This window comes from Verminephrobacter eiseniae EF01-2 (assembly GCF_000015565.1).
GTDB lineage: Bacteria > Pseudomonadota > Gammaproteobacteria > Burkholderiales > Burkholderiaceae_C > Acidovorax > Acidovorax eiseniae.
The window spans coordinates 1,142,396-1,161,670 of the sequence record NC_008786.1; the positions used below are offsets into that span (position 1 = coordinate 1,142,396).

Genomic DNA, 19,275 nt, shown 5'->3' on the forward strand with positions numbered 1-19,275 from the left:
CCGCCACCATGTCTGTCAGCACCCCCAACATCGTTCTCATCGTGGCCGACAACCTCGGCTGGGGTGAGCCTGGCTGCTACGGCGGCGGCGCGCTGCGGGGCGCGCCCACGCCGAACATCGACGCCCTGGCAACGCAGGGCCTGCGGTTGCAGAACTTCAACGTCGAAAGCGACTGTGTGCCGACACGCTCGGCGCTGATGACGGGGCGCCATCCGATCCGCACCGGCTGCCTGCAATCGGTGCCGCCGGGTCTGCCGCAGGGCCTGACGCGGCGCGAGATCACGCTGGCGCAACTGTTGTCGGCGCAGGGTTATGCGAGCGCGCATTACGGCAAATGGCATTTGGGCGATGTGCCCGGGCGCTTGCCTTCGGATCGCGGCTTCGACGAGTGGTACGGAATTGCGCGCACCACCGACGAGAGCCAGTTCACCTCGACCGTCGGCTTTGACCCCGCCGTGGTCGATCTGCCCTGGATCATGCGCGGGCGCAGCGGCCAGCCTTCGGAAAACCTGAAGGTGTACGACCTCGATAGCCGCCGGCAGATCGACGCCGAGCTGGTCGAGCAGTCCATCGCCTTCATGCGGCGCAACGCATCGACAGGCCGGCCGTTCTTTCTTTACCTGCCGCTGATCCACCTGCATTTCCCGACGCTGCCGCACCCGGACTTTGCCGGGCGCACTGGCGCTGGCGACTTCGCCGACTCGATGGTGGAACTGGACCACCGTGTCGGGCAAGTGGTTCGGGCGCTGGACGAACTCGGCGCGGCCGAAAACAGCGTGCTGATTTTTTGCAGCGACAACGGGCCTGAGTTCCGCGTGCCTTACCGCGGCACGGCCGGCCCCTGGAGCGGCACCTACCACACGGCGATGGAAGGCAGTCTGCGCGTGCCCTGCATCGTGCGCTGGCCGGGGCATATCTCCGCCGCGCGGGTGAGCAACGAGATCGTGCATGTCACCGATCTGTTTACGACGCTGGCCGGCGTGGCCGGCGCCCGCATTCCGCAGGACCGCCCGATCGATGGCGTCGATCAACTGCCCTTCTTCCTGGGCCGGCAGAGCGCATCGGCGCGCGAGGGCTTTCCCTTCTACATCAAGGAGGAACTGCGCGCGGTCAAGTGGCGCGACTGGAAGCTCCACTTCTACTGGGAGCCCGTGGTCAACGAAAGCAAGGGCAAGCTGGAATCGCCCTACCTGTTCAACATCACCCGCGACCCCAAGGAACAGATGGACGTGATGGCCTACAACACCTGGGTGCGCGCTCCGATGCTCAAGCTGGTCAAGGCGTTTCAGGACAGCTTCGTGCAGCACCCCAACACCCGGCCCGGGCAGTTGGATTGACGGCCCTGCCACCGCACCATCCCCCGGAGCGAGACCGCGATGAACACCACCCGTCTGTCACGTCGGCGCGCATTGGCCGCCCTCGGCGCTACCGCCTCGCCCTGGCTTTGGGCGCAAAGTGCGATGCAGGGTCGGCCCATCGACACGCAGGGTCGGCCCATCACCTGGCTGGTCGGGCAACCGGCCGGCGGCACCACGGATGTCCTGACCCGCGTCGTTGCGCGCGCGCTGGCGCGCCAACTCGATCAAGCTGTGATCGTCGAGAACCGGCCGGGTGCCGCAGGCGCGATCGCGTTGCAGGCCGCTGCCAAAGCGGCCCAGGACGGGCTGACCCTGGTGAGCATCCCCGGCCCGACGCTGACGCATATCCCCAGGCCGCAGATCGGCAAGGAAATGACGGCGCTCGCCATCCTCGCCCGGGGGCCTATGGTGCTCGTGGGCACGATGGCGACGGCCCTGCCGCCGACCTTGGAGGGACTGCTGGCCGCCGCCAGAAAAAATCCCGGGGTCTTGAGCTACGCCACCTCCGGCAACGGCACCAGCCAGCATCTGACCGGCGAGTTGCTCAATCAGCTCGCCCGGACGCAGATGACGCATATTCCATACAAGGGCGGCGGCCAGGCCGTCACGGATGTGGTCGGCGGCCAAGTGCCATTGGGGCTGCTCGGCATCACCCCGGTGCTACCCCATATCAAGGCCGGCAGGCTGCGCGCATATGGCATATCCACGGCCATGCGCTCGGGCCTGTTGCCCGATGTGCCCACTTTGCAGGAAGCCGGCCTGCCCGACTTCAATGCCGATCAATGGTTTGTGGTGGCCACTCCCACGGGTGTGCCTGATGACCGGGTGCAGGCGCTCAATGCCGCCATCAACAAGGCATTGCAGGCCCCCGAGGTTCAGGCCGCCTATGCGGCGGCTGGGGTCGAACCGACGCTGGCCACGGCGCAGCAGAGCACGGCATTCGTGCTCCAGGAAATGCAGCGCTGGCAGACATTGGCGCACCAGGCCAAGCTGCAATGGGATTGAGACGCCAGCGTTCGTCCATGCCGGCGCGAAGCGACCCGGATGTGGCGCAGGAACACAAGGCGCCGTGGCGCGCACCTTCGTGGTCAGCGCCCCACACCGGGGTGCCTGCCGGCCACCGTGCGGGGCCAATCCGCGTCGTGGCAGTTTGGAAAGCAGCGAAGCCCTCACTGTGATTGTGGAAAATCAAAGCATTCGATTTTGGAATTGATCATTTCCTATAATCCGGGCCATGCCCACAATTCCTGGATCGGCCCCGATGGACCTGCCCCGTAGCCGGGGTCGTCCGCGCGAGTTCGACATAGACGAGGCGTTGGACCGAGCGATCCGGATTTTTTGCCAGCGCGGCTACCACGCCACATCGATCGGCGAACTGGGTGAAGCGATGGGGTTGACGGCCGGCAGCATCTACAAGGCGTTCAAGGACAAGCGGGCCGTTTTTCTCGCGGCGTTCGACCGTCAAGCGTCCATGCGTGGGGCGCAACTGATGACTGCGATCGACGCTGCATCGACGGGGCGAGAAAAATTGCATCGGATCCTCGCGTTCTACGCGAGTCTCTCGCATGGCGCCGAGGGGCAACACGGATGTTTGGTGGTCAGCACGGCCGTGGAATTGGCCGCCTTCGATGAAGAAGTGGCCGACCGCGTGGTCGATTCGCTCCAGCGCCGAGAGAAGTTGTTGATCCGACTGATACGCGTGGGTCAGAGCGACGGTTCGATTCCCGCCAAGGTCGACAGCCAGGCCACGGCGAAGTTCATGCTGTGCCTTCTCCAGGGTCTGCGTGTCGTGGGGAAGACGGGCCCTTCCAAAGCAGCCATGTCTGCCGCAGTAGAGGTCGCGATGAAAGTTCTCGATTGATTGAGTCCAATATGAAGCCAAATACCAATAGCCTCTTGCAACCACCAGATCAGAAGATTCCACGCGCTTCGACGCATCTGTCCTCCTGGATGACGGTTTTCCTCGCTGCAGCCTGCGGTCTGCTGGCGGCCAACATTTATTACGCGCAACCACTGGTCGGCTTGATTGGCGCGTCTTTGGGGTTGCCGCGCGCCGCCACGGGACTGATCGTGACGATGACCCAGATCGGCTACGGTGCCGGTCTGTTGTTGATCGTTCCGCTCGGGGACTTGTTCGAGAACCGCCGCCTGACCTTGGTCCTGGTCGTGCTCGCCGCAGTGGCTCTCTTGGCGGCAGGGGCTTCGACCCAACCCGGGTTCTTTCTCGCCGCCTCCTTGTTCGTGGGACTGGGCACGGTGGCTGTGCAGGTGCTGGTTCCCTACGCCGCCCACATGGCACCAGAGGCGGAGCGGGGCCGCGTGGTGGGCAACGTGATGAGCGGGCTCATGCTTGGCATCATGCTGGCAAGGCCTGTCGCGAGTTTCATCACCCAACTGTCGTCCTGGCATGTCGTGTTCATGCTGTCCGGCTCGGCCATGGCGGGACTTGCCCTGCTGCTCGGGTGGATGCTGCCGCGACGTGTTCCCACTTCCAGACTGCGCTACGCGGATCTTCTGGCATCGATGGGGCGGATCGCAACGACGATGCCAGTCCTTCGGCGCAGGGCGCTGTACCACGCTTGCCTGTTCGGCGCCTTCAGCCTCTTTTGGACGACGACGCCGCTGTTGCTCACGGAGTCGTTCCATCTGTCTCAGGGCGAAATTGCGCTCTTTGCGCTGGCCGGCGTGGCCGGTGCCATTGCGGCACCGATCGCGGGCCGGGTCGCGGACCGCGGCTGGACGCGCATCGCCACGTGGGCGGCCATGCTGGCTGTCGCAGGGGCGTTTCTCATGACCTCGATCGGAGAGCCCGGCTCGCATTGGAGGCTGGCATTTCTGGTCGTTGCTGCCGTGGTTCTGGACTTTGGGGTGTCGGCCCACATGACGCTGGGACAGCGCGCCATCTTCGGGCTCGATCCCGCACTTCGGGCGCGGCTGAACGGACTCTACATGAGCACTTTCTTCATTGGCGGGGCACTTGGGTCGGGTCTGGGCGGGTGGGCCTATGCCGAGGCCGGGTGGTGGCTCACCTGCTGTATCGGTTTTGCCTTGCCCGTTCTTGCGTTGCTTTACTTCGCAACGGAACCGGGAACGCAAACGCAAACGCAAACGTAGAGGCCGTGGTTGGCCACCGGCCCGTCGTCGCGCCCGCTGCGCTCACCCGCAAAGCCTTCGGCGCCCGGGTGACAGCGGTTTTTGGCGGCAGTGGAGCGCGCTGCCGATCATGCAGCCTACAGCCGCGTCTCACGTCAAATCCAGCGCCCGGAGGTAGTCGCGAAACGGCGCGCCGACCTGGGGGTGTTGCAGCGCCAGTTCCACCGTGGCTTGCAAAAAGCCTTGCTTGCTGCCGCAGTCGTAGCGCTTGCCCTGGTACTGGAAGGCGTACACGGCCTCGCTGTGCAGCAGGCGGGCGATGCCGTCGGTCAGCTGTATCTCGCCGCCCACGCCCTGCGGCTGGTGGCGGATCTGCTCGAATATCGCCGGTGTCAGGATGTAGCGGCCGGCCACGCCCATGCGCGACGGGGCGGCGTGGGCCTTGGGCTTTTCGACGATGCGCTCGATGCGGATCAGGGGGCCGCCGGCAGGTTCGCCGGCCACGATGCCGTAGCGGTGCACCTGGTCTGCGGGCACTTCTTGCACGGCGATCACCGAGCGGCCTTGCTGGCCAAAGGCGGCGGCCATTTGTTGCAGCACCGGCTGGCCGCCCGGCGGGGGCACCATCAGGTCGTCGGCCAGCAGCACGGCAAAAGGCTCTTGGCCCACCAGCGGTTCGGCGCACAGCACGGCGTGGCCCAGGCCCAGTGAGCGGGGCTGGCGCACAAAAGCGCAATCCATGTCCTCGGGCTGCACGGAGCGCACCAGGGCCAGCAACTCATGCTTGCCGGCGGCTTCGAGTTCGGCTTCGAGCTCGTAGGCGGTATCGAAATGGTCTTCGATGGCGCGTTTGCTGCGGCCCGTGACAAAGATCATGTGGCGGATGCCGGCGGCGTAGGCTTCTTCCACGGCGTACTGGATCAGCGGCTTGTCCACCACCGGCAGCATCTCTTTGGGCGATGCCTTGGTGGCGGGCAAGAAGCGCGTGCCCAGGCCGGCGACGGGAAACACGGCTTTGCGGATGGTGCTGGCGACGGTCATGGCTGTTACTTCAGGGCGGGTCGGCCCGTGGCATGTGGTCTTTAGCCCAGGCGCGCCAGTTGATCGCTCAATCGGCCCCGCATTGCCACGAAGTCGGCCAGCCGCTGGCGCTCCTGGGCCAGCACGGCGGGCGGGGCTTTGGCGACAAAGGCGGCATGGCCCAATTTGGCTTGGCTCTTGGCGATGGCGTCTTCGATGCGCGCGATTTCCTTGGCCAGGCGCGCTTTTTCAGTCGCCACGTCGATCGGCATGTGCAGGCAGATGCGGATCGGGCCGACCACGGCCACGGGGGCCGCCTGCGCGGCGGCGGCCCAGGCGGCTTCGTCATCGAAGACCTGCACTTGGCTGAGTTTGGCCAGGGCTTGCAGCACCGGCGCCGTGCCGCGCATGAATTCGGCCGCGCCCGTGGTGTACAGCGGCAGCCGGGTCGCGGGCGAGAGGTTCATCTGGCCGCGCAAGGTGCGGCAGGCCGCCACCAGGGCCTTGACGCGATCCATGTGGGCCAGCGCGGCCGGGTCGATCTTCTCGGGCCGGGCCTGCGGGTAGTGCGCAATGCTGACCGATTCGCCCGGCAGACCGGCCACCGGGGCCACGGTTTGCCACAGCGCTTCGGTGATGAACGGGATGATGGGGTGGGCCAGGCGCAGCATGGCTTCGAGCGTGCGGATCAGCGTGCGGCGCGTGGCGCGCCGTTCGGCGGCGCCACCGCTGTGCAACTGCACCTTGGCGATTTCCAGGTACCAGTCGCAGAACTCGTTCCAGACCAGGTCATAGATGGCGTTGGCCACGTTGTCCAGCCGGTATTCGGCAAAGCCTTTTGCCACCTCGGCCTCGGTCTGTTGCAGCAGCGAGATGATCCAGCGGTCGGCCAGGCTGTACGCCAGGTCGCCATCAGGGGCCGGGCCGCCGGGCTGGCCGGCTGGCGCGCTGTGTTGCTGGCTGTGCCGGGCCAGGCCGCAGTCCTGGCCTTCGCAGTGCATCAGCACGAAGCGGCTGGCGTTCCACAGCTTGTTGCAGAAGTTGCGGTAGCCCTCGCAGCGCTTGCTGTCGAAGTTGATGCTGCGGCCCAGGTTGGCCAGCGCGGCGAAGGTCAGGCGCAGCGCGTCGGCGCCGTAGGCCGGTATGCCGGCGGGGAATTCCTGCTGCGTGTTCTCGCGCACCAGCGGAATGGTTTCGGGCCTGCGCAGGCCGGTGCAGCGCTTGTCGAGCAAGGGTTGCAGCGCGATGCCGTCGATCAGGTCGACGGGGTCGAGCACATTGCCTTCGGACTTGGACATTTTCTTGCCCTGCGCGTCGCGCACCAGCCCGTGGATGTAGACCTGCCGGAACGGCACGCGGCCCGTGAAATGCGTGGTCATCATGATCATCCGGGCGACCCAGAAGAAGATGATGTCGTAGCCCGTCACCAGCACGCTGGAGGGCAGGTAGAGGTCGAAGTCGCCGGTGGCGCTGGCGTTGCGGCCCTGGTCCGGCCAGCCCATGGTGCTGAACGGCAAGAGGGCGGCCGAGTACCAGGTGTCGAGCACGTCTTCGTCGCGGCGCAGTGTCTTGCCGGGGGCCAGCGCTTGCGCCTGCGCTGCGCTGCGGGCCACGATCACGCGGCCGTCTTCGTCGTACCAGGCCGGAATCCGGTGGCCCCACCACAGTTGGCGCGAGATGCACCAGTCCTGGATGTTGTTCAGCCACTGGTCGTAGGTGTTGACCCAGTTCTCGGGCACGAACTGCACCGCGCCGCTGGCCACGGCGGCCAGCGCTTTTTGCGCAATGCTTTGGCCGCCGGGGTCTTGGCTGGAGACTTTGTTCAGCGCGACGAACCACTGGTCGGTGAGCATCGGCTCGACCACCTGGCCGGTGCGGGTGCAGATCGGCACCATGAGCTTGTGCGCCCGGGTTTCGACCAGGGCGCCGCAGGCTTGCAGATCGGCGAGCACGGCCTGGCGCGCCACGAAGCGGTCCAGGCCGCGGTACTTTGCCGGCGCGTTGTCGTTGATGCTGGCTTGCAGCGTCAGCACCACGATCATTGGCAACTGGTGGCGCTGGCCCACGGCGTAGTCGTTTTGGTCATGCGCCGGTGTGACCTTGACCACGCCGGTGCCGAATTCCCGATCCACGCTGGCGTCGGCAATCACCGGGATCTGGCGCTCGCACAGCGGCAGGAGCACGCTCTTGCCGATCAGCGACCGGTAGCGCGCGTCCTCGGGGTGCACCATCAGCGCCACATCGCCGAACATGGTCTCGGGCCGGGTGGTGGCCACCGTCAACCGGCCCGAGCCATCGGCCAGCGGGTAGGCGATATGCCATAGCCAGCCGTCTTTTTCTTCGCTTTCGACCTCCAGGTCGGACACGGCCGATTGCAGTTGGGGGTCCCAGTTGACCAGGCGCTTGCCACGGTAGATCAGGCCCTGCTCGTACAGCGTGACGAAGGTGTCGGTGACCACCTTCGACAGCTTGTCGTCCATCGTGAAGTATTCGCGGCTCCAGTCCACGCTGTCGCCCAGGCGGCGCATCTGCGTGGTGATGGTGTTGCCCGAGCGTTGCTTCCACTCCCAGACCTTGGCGACAAAGCATTCGCGCGCTTCGGCCGGGGTGGGGGCCAGGTCGTGGCGGCGAAGGCCCAGGTCCTGCAACTGGCGCTCGACCACGATTTGCGTGGCAATGCCGGCATGGTCGGTGCCGGGCAGCCACAGGGTGTTGAAGCCGCGCATGCGGTGGTAGCGCGTCAGGCTGTCCATGATGGTCTGGTTGAACGCATGGCCCATGTGCAGCGTGCCTGTCACATTCGGGGGCGGCAACTGTATCGAGAACGCCGCAGCGTCCGCCCGGGGCGCGCCGCTGCCCCGAAACCCTGCGACGCCATAGCCGCGACGCTCCCATTCAGCGCCCCACCGGGCTTGCAGGGCGGCGGGTTCAAAAGACTTCGACAGGCTGTCGAGACCGGGTTGTTGCAGGGGCGAACTCATGGGGGTCAAGGCAGAAAGGGTAGATCAGGCAGACGGCAGTGCAGACAGGGCAGTGCAGGAGGCCGCCGCCGAGCGCGCCTGAACATGCAGCAGGGGTGGAGCGGGCATTCTAAAGGACGGACCTGCGCCCTCACCCCGGGCCGTGACCTGCGCAGGCCCTGGTTTGCTATCTTTTACATAGCTGACTGTGAAGGCAAACCATGCAAGGCAAACCATGCGCCAGCGTCGATATGGGCCGCTATGGACCCCCATGGACCGCTGGCGGCCGCCTCACCCGGGGAGCAACTCCGGCCGGTCGTTCTGCCCGGGCCGCAGCGCTGCTGGCGCGTTGCCCGCCGCGCGGTCCTTGCGCCATTGCCGTTTGCGCGCCGTCCATTCGCTCAGGCGGGCGTGGGCGACGCGGCTGTCCCGGGCCATCTGCTCGGCGTCGGCCAACTGGACCGCCAGTTCCAGGCGGATGCCGTTGGGGTCGAAGAAGTAGATGCTCTTGAAGATATGGTGGTCGGTCACGCCGAGCACCTCGATGCCATGCGCTTGCAGACGCTGGCGCGTGTCTTGCAGCTCCTGCAGCGTGTCCACGCGCAGCGCGATGTGGTTGACCCACAGCGGGGTGTTCGGCGAAGGCTCGGCCTTGATGTCGTCGCCGAGGTCGAAGAAGGCGATGAACGAGCCGTCCCGCAGGCGAAAGAAGAAATGGGTGTAGGGGCAGTACTCGCCGGTGCTGGGCACATAGTCGCTCTGGATGATGTGGTACAGCGGCAGGCCCAGGATGTCCTCGTAGAACTGGCGCGTTTCCTCGGCGTCGCGGGCCCTGTAGGCGTAGTGGTGCAACTGCTGTATCGCGGCGGGCGCGGGCAGGGTGGCCGGATCGGGTGGGCGGGCAGCGGTCATGCGAAAGCTCCTTTCTTCAGGCGGGTGGATGCTTGGCGACTGCCTGTGCCCTCGGGCCGCTCGCGGCCGGGTGCTTCGGTCGCCCATGGATGGCGTCGGTGGTTTCGTTGCCTGGAAATCGGCGGTAGCGCCGATCATGCACCGGTATGCGAAAGAAGAAGTGGCAGATGTGCGCCAGCGGATCGATGCCTTTGGAAAGATCGGCGCCGGATGCCGCAATGCCCTCTTGCCGGAAGCCGCAAGCCGCAAGTGTGACCTCCTATGGTTCCTCCAGGGCCTTGCCGGCGGCCTTTTTCCAGGCGCTGGCGGCGGCGCTGTCGTCGCCGCGCTGCTCTGCCAGTTCGGCCAGGTGGCGCCAGGCGCTGGCGCGCAGGCTGGCGTCGGTCAATTGTTGGCTGGCCTGGGTCAGCAACTGCTGGGACTTGCCCCACAACTGGTGTTTCAGGCAGGCCATGCCGGCCAGGTATTGCAGCCGGGCATCGCGCGGCTGGGCCTGCTGGGCCGATTCGATGCGCGCCAGCCAGGCGGCGTCGAGCGCATCGAGTCCGGCGGCCTCCAGGGTCTGCACCAGCATCAGGGCGTGCTGGTCGGTCAGTGCGCCGGGCTGTTCGAGCATGCGCTCCCATACCGGCAGCAGCCAGGCGCGCACCTGGCTGGCAGCGCCGCCCAATGCGGCCAATTGCCGGGCGGCGTGGATGGCCAGTTCGGGCATCTGGCGCTCGGCACTTTCCAGCCCCTGCCAGATCTGCTGCAACTGCGCGCTGTCGCGCGCGCCGTGGATCAGTTCGGTGGCCAGGCTGCGCACCAGACTTTGTGCGGCGTCGGGCGAGAACGCGCGGTGCTTGCCCAGCAGGCGCGCGGTGTCGAGCGCCTCTTGGGTCTGGCGCGCCAGCCGCGCGGCTCTGAGTTTGATGCGCAGCGCCAGCGTGCGCCGCGCGGCGCCCTGCGACAGGGCGGCGAGCCGTTCGAGCGCGGCGTCCGGATCGCGCTCGTCGAGCGACCAGTGCGCGGCGCGCATCTGTATGCCTTCGCGCAGTTCCTGCTCGTTCGCGCTGCCGCCGGCCGGGGTCTGTTGCAGGGCTCGATGCCAGTGGCTTTCGCGCAGCGCGCGGTCTTGCAGCGCATGCGAGGATTCGGCGGCAATCATGTGGGCCAGCGCGCGCAGTTGGCGCGCATGGGGCGTGGCGGCGGCCCCGCTGGCGGCCAGGGCCTGTTCTTGCGCCAGCGCGGCCGCGGCGGTCTTGCGCGCGCGCAGGAAGCGGCCGCCGAGCATATGGGTCAGCGCATCGAGCAGCGCGCCGTGCATGGCGCGCTCTTTTTGCTGCTGGCGCCAGCGGCGCGCCTGGCGCGGCAATTCCAGCAGCGCGGCCAATGCGCGCAGCGCCGCGTGCCATATGGCGAAGCTGCAGGCCAGCAGCAGCAGCACCAGGTTTAGCGACAGGTCGATGCGGTAGGGCGGCCAGTACAGCGTGACCGTGCCCTGGTTGTTGCCGGCAAACAGCGCCACGGCCACGGCCACGGCAAACAAGCTCAGGAGCCACAGGGCGGCGCGCATCGGGGGCGGTCCGCCTTCAGCGCCCTGCGGCGGCCGTGGCCAGCGCAGAGAGGGTTTCGTCCAGGCGCGGCAACGGGGCGGCCCTCATGCCGGCCTGGGCCTGTTGCAGCATCGAGGCCGCGTATTGTGTGCGGCGCGATGCGGGGTCGAAATACTTGTTCAATGCGGCGGTGGCGGCGTTCAGGTCGGCCCGGGCCGCGTCGAACTGGCGCGCCAGCAGGCCCAGGCGCGCATTGAGCAGCTTGAGCTTGAGGTTTTCGCGCAGAAAAAAGCCCTGTTCGGGCGCCAGCAAAATGGCTTCGGGCTGGTCGATGCGGCTGACCCGGGCCAGGCCCCGGACCTCGTCGCGCACCACTTCCCAGCCGTTTTGCAGCGCCGCGTGCCACCAGGCCGGCCGGCCTTGGTGGGCCGGCTGCGCGGCAGGGGTGGCGCCAGACAGGCCGGACTGCCGCCTGCCGGCCGCGACCTGGGCCACGGCGTTTTGCACCGGTAGCTCGTCGACCTGGCGCACCAGATCGTCGAGCCGGGCCAGCAGGCCGGCGGTGTCGGTGACGCTGGCGCGGCCCAGGCGATCGAGGTCGTTGTCCATCGCGCGTTGCACCGGGGCCAGGCGCGGCTGGGCGGCGCGTTCCATGCGCTGCTGGGCGCTTTTGAGCGCGGCCACCAGGGGTTCGAGACTGCCGGTGAGCTGCGCTTGTTGTTGCGCCAGCCGCACGGCCGATTCGATGTCCACCACCAGGTTCTCATCGCGCGAGCGCGACAGGCTCTGCATCAGTTCTTCGAGCTGGCTGCGCTGCAGCGCCACTTCGCTGATCCGGGTTTCGGCGACCGACAGCCTGGCAGCGCTCTCGCGCACCAGTTCTTGCGCCTGCCGGGCCATGGTGCGGGCCTCGATGGCCAGCGCGCCCGATTCCGCCGACTGGCGGGCCAGTTGTTCCTGGATGGCGCCGAGCTTTTGCCACAGCATGCCGCTGCTCAGCGCGGCGGCTGCGGCGATGGTGCCCAGCACGGTGATGGCCAGACTGCTGCGCCAGGTGGCAAAGACCGATGCGGCGGGGGGCGGATCGTTGGCGGACGATACGGGGCTCATGCGGCCGATTCTATCGAGGCGAGCACCTCGCGCAGTGCCGGGCGGCATTCCCGAACGCGGCCAAAGCCCGCTGCCCGGGCCGCCTGGGCGATGCGCGGGTGCGTGGCCAGGGCCTGCGCTGCCGTCCAGCGCTGGGCGGGCAGGGCCGTTGCCAGGTGGGCCAGGGCTTCGGCGCTGCTGAGCAGCCAGACCGAGCCGTCCTGCGCTGCCTGTCGTGCCAGCGTCAGCTCGGCCGCGCTGAGCCGGGGCGCGCTGCGCTCGTAGGCCGGCAGCCATTGCACCTGCCCGCCGGCTGCGCCGATCTGGCGTGCCAGCCAGTCGCGGCCTTGGTGGCCCTGGCGGCCCTGGTGGTCTTGTGCGCTGGCAGGGGCGCCCCGGCTGCGGCCATGCACGATCAGCACGCGGTCGCCGGGCCGGACTTGCGCGGCGACCTGTTGCCACAGCGCCCGGGAGTCGAACTGCGCGGCCTCGGGCGCCGGGCGGTCGATGCACTGGCGCGCAATGCCGGCTTGCAGCAGCGCGCAGGCGGTGCCGGGGCCGGGCGCCCAGGCCCTGGTTTTCGTGGCGCCGAGCGCCTGCGCTGCCGGCGCCAGTGGTCCCTCATCGGAGGCAAAGAAATGGGCGACGGCGTTGCTGCTGACGAACATCAGCGCCCGGTAGGGTGGGCGCTGGTGCGCAAGCTGCGCGCGCGCGGCGCGCAGCGCCTGTTGCGCGGCGGGGTCGGTGCAGGGGGCGATGGCGATCAGCGGCAGCGCGGCGGCGCTGATGCCATGCGCGCCCAGTTGCGCCACCCAGTGCGCGGCCTCGCGGGCGGGCCGCGTGACGATCACCCGGGCCACGGTCATGGCGCTCAGCGGCGATGGCTCAGGCCATCGGCCGGGGTATGGCCCAGGTCGTGGCCCAGGTCATGGGCCAAATCGTGGACTGGATCGTGCACCAGACCGTGGGCCGGATCGTGCACCGGAACCAGGGGCCGGGCACCGTCCGCACACAGGCGCCGGGCCAGCGCGCTGCCCAGGGCCTCGGCCTGCGCCAGCGTGGTGACGGTGGCGCTCGCTTGCGCGCGCACCAGGGGGGCTTGTCCCTGCGGGTCGCCCCAGGCGGCATCGAGCTGCAGCACGGCGCCATGGAACTGGCCATATGCCGCCAGCGGCATGGAGCAACTGCCGCCCATGGCCCGGCTCACGGCACGCTCGGCAGCCACGGCCAGCCAGCTCGGCTGGTGTGCCAGCGCGGCCAGCGCGGCGCACAGGTCTTGGCGCTCGCTGCGCACTTCGATGCCCAATGCGCCCTGGCCGGCGGCGGGCAGCAGCGCGGCGGGCGCGAACGGGGCGCGGATGCGTGCTTCGAGCCCCAGGCGTTTGAGGCCGGCGACCGCGAGCACGATGGCCTGGTACTGGCCTGCGTCGAGCTTGCGCAGGCGCGTGTCGAGGTTGCCGCGCAGCGGCTCCATGCGCAGGTCGGGCCGCAGGGCTTGCAGCAGCGCCTGGCGGCGCAGGCTGGAGGTGCCGACGACGGCGCCCGGGGGCAGGGCTTCGAGCGTGGCGTATTGCGGCGAGACCCAGGCATCGCGCGGGTCTTCGCGTTCGAGCACGCAGGCCAGCGCAAAGCCGGCGGGCAGTTCCATCGGCATGTCCTTGAGCGAATGCACGGCGATGTCGGCGCGGCCTTCGGCGAGCGCCGCTTCCAGTTCTTTGACGAACAGCCCCTTGCCGCCCACCTTGGACAGCGAGCGGTCCAGAATCTGGTCGCCCCGGGTCGTCATGCCCAGCAGTTGCACGCTGTGGCCCCGGGCCTGGAGCAGGGCTTGCACATGCCCGGCCTGCCAGAGGGCCAGGCGGCTGGCGCGCGTGGCGATGACGATCGGAGAGGGGCGCGTGCGGCTCAAGTTCGTCACCTGCGGGTCATCATGGGGCCGGCGATGCTAGCATGGCGCGCGCCGGAACCGCCCCCGCCCTCCACCCTCCCCTTCGAGTCCCTGCCGGAGATACCGCATGCAACCAGCCGACAAGGATCTGCCGCTGATGGACGACATCCGCCTGCTCGGGCGCATCCTGGGGGACGTGATCCGCGAGCAGGAGGGGCCCCGGGTCTACGCGCTGGTCGAGCAGGTGCGCAAACTCTCGGTGAGCTTTCGCCGCGATGCCGACCAGGAGGCCGACCGCGCGCTCAAGAAGCTGCTCGAGTCGCTGTCGACCGGGCAGACGGTGGGGGTGATCCGCGCCTTCACCTACTTCAGCCATCTGGCCAACCTGGCCGAAGACCGCCACCGCATTCGCCGCCGCGCGGTGCACGAGCGCGCCGGCGACACCCAGGAGGGCAGCATCGAACTGGCCCTGGCGCGCCTGCGCGCGGCCGGCATTGCGCCCCAGACCATCGCGCAGACGCTGGCCGGCAGCCATGTGGCCCCGGTGCTCACGGCCCACCCGACCGAGGTGCAGCGCAAGAGCATTCTCGACGCCGAGCGCAGCATCGCCCAATTGCTGGCCGAGCGCGACGACATCCAGGCGCGCGCCCGCTTGTACGACGGCGCCAACGATGCGCTGACCCCGCGCGCGCTGGCCGCCAACGAGGCCCTGCTGCGCGCCCGCGTGACCCAGCTCTGGCAAACGCGGCTGCTGCGCTACAGCAAGCTCACGGTGGCCGACGAGATCGAGAACGCGCTGTCTTATTACGAGGCCACCTTCTTGCGCGAGATCCCCGAGATCTATGCCGCGCTGGAAAACGCGCTCGGCCAGCACCCGGTGCACAGTTTTTTGCGCATGGGCCAGTGGATTGGCGGCGACCGCGACGGCAACCCCAACGCCACCGCGCAGACCCTGCAATACGCGCTGGGCCGCCAGGCCGAGGTGGCGCTGCGCCACTACCTGACCGAGGTGCATTACCTGGGCGGCGAGCTCTCGCTGTCTACGCGCCTGGTGCAGGTCTCGGCCCCGATGCAGGCGCTGGCGCTGCGCTCGCCCGACCGCAACGAGCATCGCCAGGACGAACCCTACCGCCTGGCGCTGACCGGCATCTACGCCCGCCTGGCCGCGACGCTCAAGGCGCTGACCGGCGGCGAGGCGGCGCGCCATGCGGTCGCGCCGCAGAACGCTTACGCCAGTGCGCAGGAGTTTCTGGCCGATCTGCGCGTGATCGAGGACTCGCTGACAGCGCACCATGGCGCGGCGCTGGCCGCAGGGCGCCTGCACCCGCTGATCCGCGCCGTGCAGGTGTTCGGTTTTCACCTGGCGACGGTGGATCTGCGCCAAAGCTCCGACAAGCACGAGCTGGTGGTGGCCGAACTGCTGGCCACGGCCCGCGTCCAGGAGCGCTACGCCGATCTGCCCGAAGCCGGCAAGCGCGCGCTGCTGATCCGGCTGCTCAACGATGCGCGCCCGTTGCGCGTCGTCGGCGCGCGGTATTCGGCGCATGCGCAGGGCGAGTTGGCGATTTTCGAGACCGCCCGCGCGCTGCGCGAGCGCTTTGGCGCCGAGGCGATACGCCACTACATCATCAGCCACACCGAGACCATGAGCGACCTGCTGGAGGTGTTGCTGCTGCACAAGGAGGTGGGCCTGATGAGCGGCACGCTCGATGATGCCGCAGCGCGCAACCAGCTGATCGTCGTGCCGCTGTTCGAGACCATCGCCGACCTGCGCAACGCCGCGCCGATCATGCGCGAGTTCTACGCCTTGCCCGGCGTGGCAGCGCTGGTGCAACGCAGCGGGGGCGAGCAGGACATCATGCTCGGCTACTCCGACAGCAACAAGGACGGCGGCATCTTCACCAGCAACTGGGAGCTGTACCGCGCCGAGATTGCGCTGGTGCAACTGTTCGACGAGCTGGCCGCCAGCCACGGCATCCAACTGCGCATGTTCCATGGCCGTGGCGGCACCGTGGGCCGGGGCGGCGGCCCGAGTTACCAGGCCATCCTGGCGCAGCCCCCGGGCACCGTGCGCGGGCAGATCCGGCTGACCGAGCAGGGCGAGGTCATCGCCTCCAAGTACGCCAACCCCGAGATCGGCCGCCGCAACCTCGAAATCCTGGTCGCCGCCACGCTCGAAGCCACGCTGCTGCAACCGACCAAGCCGGCGCCCAAGACCTTTCTGGCAGCGGCCGGGCAACTCTCGCAGGCCAGCATGGCCGCTTACCGCGCGCTGGTGTATGAGACCCCGGGGTTCACCGAGTACTTCTTCAACGCCACGCCGATCCGCGAGATCGCCGAGCTCAACATCGGCTCGCGCCCCGCAGCGCGCAAGGCCAGCCAGAAGATCGAAGACCTGCGCGCCATTCCCTGGGGCTTCAGTTGGGGCCAATGCCGGCTGACGCTGCCCGGCTGGTACGGGTTTGGCGCGGCGGTGGCGGCCTTCGTGAACCTGCAAGGCAAGACCCCCGGGGCACAGTTGGCATTGCTGCAAAGGATGTACCGCCAATGGCCGTTCTTTCGCACGCTGCTGTCCAACATGGACATGGTGCTGGCCAAGAGCGACCTGGCGCTGGCCGGGCGCTACAGCGAACTGGTCAGCGACGCCCGCTTGCGCAAAAAGGTCTTTGCCGCCATCGAGGCCGAATGGCACAGCACCGCCGATGCGCTCAGCCGCATCACCGGCGACCAGCAGCGCCTGGCGCACAACAGCGCGCTGGCGCGCTCCATCAAGCACCGCTTCGCATACATCGACCCGCTGCACCATTTGCAGGTCGAACTGGTGCGCCGCTGGCGTGCCGGCCAGGATGATGAGCGCGTGCAGACCGGAATCCACATCTCGATCAACGGGATCGCCGCAGGGCTGCGCAATACCGGGTGACGGGCGCGGCGCCCCGCGCTGCGCGTGTGGCGTGTGGCACACTCGCGCGCTTCGTGTTTTTTCTGGCGCTCCACAGATGCGCAGATGCAGATGCAGCAGATCATTCGGCAGTTGGCCGCAGAAATCAGGGTTGGGGAACCACAGGTGCGCGCAGCGGTGGAACTGCTCGACGCGGGTGCCACGGTGCCCTTCATCGCGCGCTATCGCAAGGAGGCGACCGGCACGCTGGACGACATACAACTGCGCGAACTGCAAGCGCGCCTGGCGTACCTGCGCGAGCTGCAAGAGCGCCGCGTCGCCGTCAGCAAGAGCATCGCCGAACAGGGCAAGCTCACCGACGCGCTGCGCGCCGCGATCGCCGCCGCGCCCACCAAGCAGGAACTCGAAGACCTGTACCTGCCGTACAAGCAAAAACGCCGCACCAAGGGCCAGATCGCGTGCGAATCCGGCATCGCGCCGCTGGCCGACAAGCTCTGGGCCGACCCCGGGCTGGACCCTGCGCAAGAAGCCCTCGCCTTCATCCGGCCGGCGCAACTGTCGGCCGATGGCAAGCCCGAGGCCGATTTTTCCACCGTGCCCGCCGTGCTCGACGGGGTGCGCGACATCCTGGCCGAGCGCTGGGCCGAAGACGCCCGGCTGGTGCAAAGCCTGCGCGAATGGCTCTGGGCCGATGGCCTGCTGTGCAGCCGCAAGCTCGACGGCAAGGACGACAACGACCCGCAAGTGGCCAAGTTCCGCGACTACTTCGAATACGACGAGCCGATAGGCCGCGTGCCCTCGCACCGCGCGCTGGCCGTATTCCGCGGGCGCGCACTGGAGATCCTGCAAGCGCGGCTGGCGCTGCCCGTCGAGCCCGGGCCTGGCCAGCCCGGCGTCGCCGAAGGCCGGATCGCGCTGCACCTGGGCTGGAGCCATGCGGGCCGCCCGGCGGACGACCTGATCCGCAAATGCGTGACCTGGGCCTGGCGCGTCAAACTCAGCCTCTCGACCGAGCGCGAACTGTTTGCCCGCCTGCGCGAGGAGGCCGAAAAGGTGGCCATCAAAGTGTTTGCCGACAACCTGCGCGACCTGCTGCTGGCCGCGCCGGCCGGCCCCCGTGTGGTGATGGGGCTGGACCCGGGCATCCGCACCGGCGTCAAAGTGGCCGTGGTCGACACCACCGGCAAACTGGTGGAAACCGCCACCGTCTACCCGCACGAGCCGCGCCGCGACTGGGACGGCGCGCTGCGCACATTGGCCCGGCTGGCCGAAAAGCAGGGCGTGAGCCTGATCGCCATCGGCAACGGCAGCGCCAGCCGCGAGACCGACAAACTGGCCGCCGACCTGATCGCGCAGGCTGCCGGGCAAGGCCGCGCGATCGACAAAGTGGTGGTCAGCGAGGCCGGCGCCTCGGTGTACTCGGCCAGCGAATACGCATCGCAGGAACTGCCCGATGTCGACGTCAGCCTGCGTGGCGCCGCCAGCATTGCGCGCCGCCTGCAAGACCCGTTGGCCGAACTGGTCAAGATCGACCCCAAGAGCATAGGCGTGGGCCAGTACCAGCACGACGTGAACCAAAGCGAACTGGCCCGCACCCTGGGCACGGTGGTGGAAGACTGCGTGAATGCGGTGGGCGTGGACCTGAACACCGCCAGCGTGCCCCTGCTGAGCCGCGTCTCGGGCCTGTCGGCCAGCGTGGCCAAAGCCGTGGTGTGCTGGCGCGAGGCCCATGGCGCATTCAGGAGCCGCCGGCAACTGCTGGACGTGGCCGGCCTGGGGGCCAAGACCTTTGAGCAGAGCGCGGGCTTTTTGCGCATCCGTGGCGGCGAGAACCCGCTCGACATGACCGGCGTGCACCCCGAGACCTACCCGGTGATCGAGCAGATCATGGCCCGCACCGGCAAACCCGTGGCCGAACTGATGGGCCGCTGCGACATGCTCAAGACGCTCAGGCCGGAACTGTTTGCCAACGAAAAATTCGGCCTCATCACCGTTCGGGACATCCTGGCCGAACTGGAAAAGCCCGGCCGCGACCCGCGCCCGGACTTCAAGGTCGCCCGCTTCAACGACGGCGTGCAAGACATCACGGACTTGAAGGAGGGCATGGTGCTGGAAGGCACGGTCAGCAACGTGGCCCAGTTCGGCGCCTTCGTCGACCTGGGCGTGCACCAGGACGCGCTGGTGCATGTGAGCCAACTGGCGCACAAGTTCGTCAACGACGCCCGCGAAGTGGTCAAGACCGGCGCCATCGTCAAGGTGCGGGTGCTGGAGGTGGACCTGCCGCGCAAGCGCATCGCCCTGACGATGAAGCTCGACGCCGCGCCAGCGCGCCCGGCCGGCGAGCGCCATGCGCCGCGCGACAACCGCTATGCAGCGCCAGCGCGCAACCAGCAACCGCAGCGCCGTGCGCCCGGGCCGGCGCCGCAGTCGGCGATGGCCTCGGCATTTGCGAAGTTGCAACAGGCCAGGAACAGGTCGCCGGGCGGATAGCAGATCGGCGACCCCGCAGTCCATAATCGCC

At 68.2% G+C, this 19,275-nt stretch carries 13 protein-coding genes; 6 read left to right on the top strand and 7 right to left on the bottom strand.

What is annotated here, in order from left to right; genetic code table 11:
• Window positions 1–8 precede the first annotated feature (8 nt).
• The 4 genes from VEIS_RS05065 (at window position 9) to VEIS_RS05080 (ending at window position 4,472) form a co-directional block, all read left to right on the top strand.
• The gene (locus VEIS_RS05065) at window positions 9–1,337 is read left to right on the top strand and encodes an arylsulfatase (RefSeq protein WP_041949818.1); all 1,329 of its coding nucleotides are present in this window, start codon (window positions 9–11) and stop codon (window positions 1,335–1,337) included.
• Window positions 1,338–1,376: 39 nt separating this feature from the next.
• A complete protein-coding gene (locus VEIS_RS05070; RefSeq protein ID WP_011808819.1) occupies window positions 1,377–2,363 on the top strand; it encodes a Bug family tripartite tricarboxylate transporter substrate binding protein in 987 nt (328 codons plus the stop codon).
• Window positions 2,364–2,619: 256 nt separating this feature from the next.
• On the top strand, window positions 2,620–3,219 hold the full coding sequence (locus VEIS_RS05075; protein WP_041949819.1) for a TetR/AcrR family transcriptional regulator: 600 nt from the start codon (window positions 2,620–2,622) through the stop codon (window positions 3,217–3,219).
• 11 nt (window positions 3,220–3,230) lie between these two features.
• The gene (locus VEIS_RS05080) at window positions 3,231–4,472 is read left to right on the top strand and encodes an MFS transporter (protein ID WP_011808821.1); all 1,242 of its coding nucleotides are present in this window, start codon (window positions 3,231–3,233) and stop codon (window positions 4,470–4,472) included.
• Window positions 4,473–4,601: 129 nt separating this feature from the next.
• On the opposite strand, the gene galU is transcribed toward VEIS_RS05080, so the two are convergent.
• The 7 genes from galU to hemC form a co-directional block, all read right to left on the bottom strand.
• Window positions 4,602–5,492, bottom strand: coding sequence for a UTP--glucose-1-phosphate uridylyltransferase GalU (gene galU, locus VEIS_RS05085; RefSeq protein WP_011808822.1), 891 nt, complete (start codon window positions 5,490–5,492; stop codon window positions 4,602–4,604).
• Window positions 5,493–5,533: 41 nt separating this feature from the next.
• A complete protein-coding gene (locus VEIS_RS05090) occupies window positions 5,534–8,452 on the bottom strand; it encodes a valine--tRNA ligase (protein ID WP_011808823.1) in 2,919 nt (972 codons plus the stop codon).
• Between the two features lie 270 nt (window positions 8,453–8,722).
• Window positions 8,723–9,343, bottom strand: coding sequence for a VOC family protein (locus tag VEIS_RS05095; RefSeq protein ID WP_011808824.1), 621 nt, complete (start codon window positions 9,341–9,343; stop codon window positions 8,723–8,725).
• Window positions 9,344–9,602: 259 nt separating this feature from the next.
• Window positions 9,603–10,898 (bottom strand): heme biosynthesis protein HemY, encoded by a 1,296-nt coding sequence (locus VEIS_RS05100; protein WP_011808825.1) that lies wholly within the window; start codon window positions 10,896–10,898, stop codon window positions 9,603–9,605.
• 16 nt (window positions 10,899–10,914) lie between these two features.
• On the bottom strand, window positions 10,915–11,988 hold the full coding sequence (locus VEIS_RS05105) for a uroporphyrinogen-III C-methyltransferase (RefSeq protein WP_011808826.1): 1,074 nt from the start codon (window positions 11,986–11,988) through the stop codon (window positions 10,915–10,917).
• Window positions 11,985–12,833: a uroporphyrinogen-III synthase gene (locus tag VEIS_RS05110; RefSeq protein ID WP_011808827.1), complete on the bottom strand. Its 849-nt coding sequence runs from the start codon at window positions 12,831–12,833 to the stop codon at window positions 11,985–11,987. Before VEIS_RS05110 ends, VEIS_RS05105 begins: the two co-directional genes overlap by 4 nt.
• Before the next feature lie 5 nt (window positions 12,834–12,838).
• Entirely contained in the window at window positions 12,839–13,876 is a 1,038-nt protein-coding gene (gene hemC, locus VEIS_RS05115) for a hydroxymethylbilane synthase (protein WP_011808828.1), read from the bottom strand.
• A gap of 106 nt (window positions 13,877–13,982) precedes the next feature.
• Between hemC and ppc the strand changes: the two genes are divergently transcribed.
• Both ppc and VEIS_RS05125 read left to right on the top strand, forming a co-directional pair.
• Window positions 13,983–16,775, top strand: a complete 2,793-nt coding sequence (ppc, locus tag VEIS_RS05120; RefSeq protein ID WP_011808829.1) for a phosphoenolpyruvate carboxylase — start codon at window positions 13,983–13,985, stop codon at window positions 16,773–16,775.
• Between the two features lie 90 nt (window positions 16,776–16,865).
• A complete protein-coding gene (locus VEIS_RS05125; protein ID WP_041950550.1) occupies window positions 16,866–19,244 on the top strand; it encodes a Tex family protein in 2,379 nt (792 codons plus the stop codon).
• Window positions 19,245–19,275: the final 31 nt, after the last annotated feature.

Excerpts from the sequence above, each read along its gene's own strand:
- VEIS_RS05065 (WP_041949818.1), top strand. The coding sequence starts at position 9 with ATGTCTGTCAGCACCCCCAACATCGTTCTCATCGTGGCCGACAACCTC.
- VEIS_RS05070 (WP_011808819.1), top strand. The coding sequence starts at position 1,377 with ATGAACACCACCCGTCTGTCACGTCGGCGCGCATTGGCCGCCCTCGGC.
- VEIS_RS05075 (WP_041949819.1), top strand. The coding sequence starts at position 2,620 with ATGGACCTGCCCCGTAGCCGGGGTCGTCCGCGCGAGTTCGACATAGAC.
- VEIS_RS05080 (WP_011808821.1), top strand. The coding sequence starts at position 3,231 with ATGAAGCCAAATACCAATAGCCTCTTGCAACCACCAGATCAGAAGATT.
- galU (WP_011808822.1), bottom strand. The coding sequence starts at position 5,492 with ATGACCGTCGCCAGCACCATCCGCAAAGCCGTGTTTCCCGTCGCCGGC.
- VEIS_RS05090 (WP_011808823.1), bottom strand. The coding sequence starts at position 8,452 with ATGAGTTCGCCCCTGCAACAACCCGGTCTCGACAGCCTGTCGAAGTCT.
- VEIS_RS05095 (WP_011808824.1), bottom strand. The coding sequence starts at position 9,343 with ATGACCGCTGCCCGCCCACCCGATCCGGCCACCCTGCCCGCGCCCGCC.
- VEIS_RS05100 (WP_011808825.1), bottom strand. The coding sequence starts at position 10,898 with ATGCGCGCCGCCCTGTGGCTCCTGAGCTTGTTTGCCGTGGCCGTGGCC.
- VEIS_RS05105 (WP_011808826.1), bottom strand. The coding sequence starts at position 11,988 with ATGAGCCCCGTATCGTCCGCCAACGATCCGCCCCCCGCCGCATCGGTC.
- VEIS_RS05110 (WP_011808827.1), bottom strand. The coding sequence starts at position 12,833 with ATGACCGTGGCCCGGGTGATCGTCACGCGGCCCGCCCGCGAGGCCGCG.
- ppc (WP_011808829.1), top strand. The coding sequence starts at position 13,983 with ATGCAACCAGCCGACAAGGATCTGCCGCTGATGGACGACATCCGCCTG.
- VEIS_RS05125 (WP_041950550.1), top strand. The coding sequence starts at position 16,866 with ATGCAGCAGATCATTCGGCAGTTGGCCGCAGAAATCAGGGTTGGGGAA.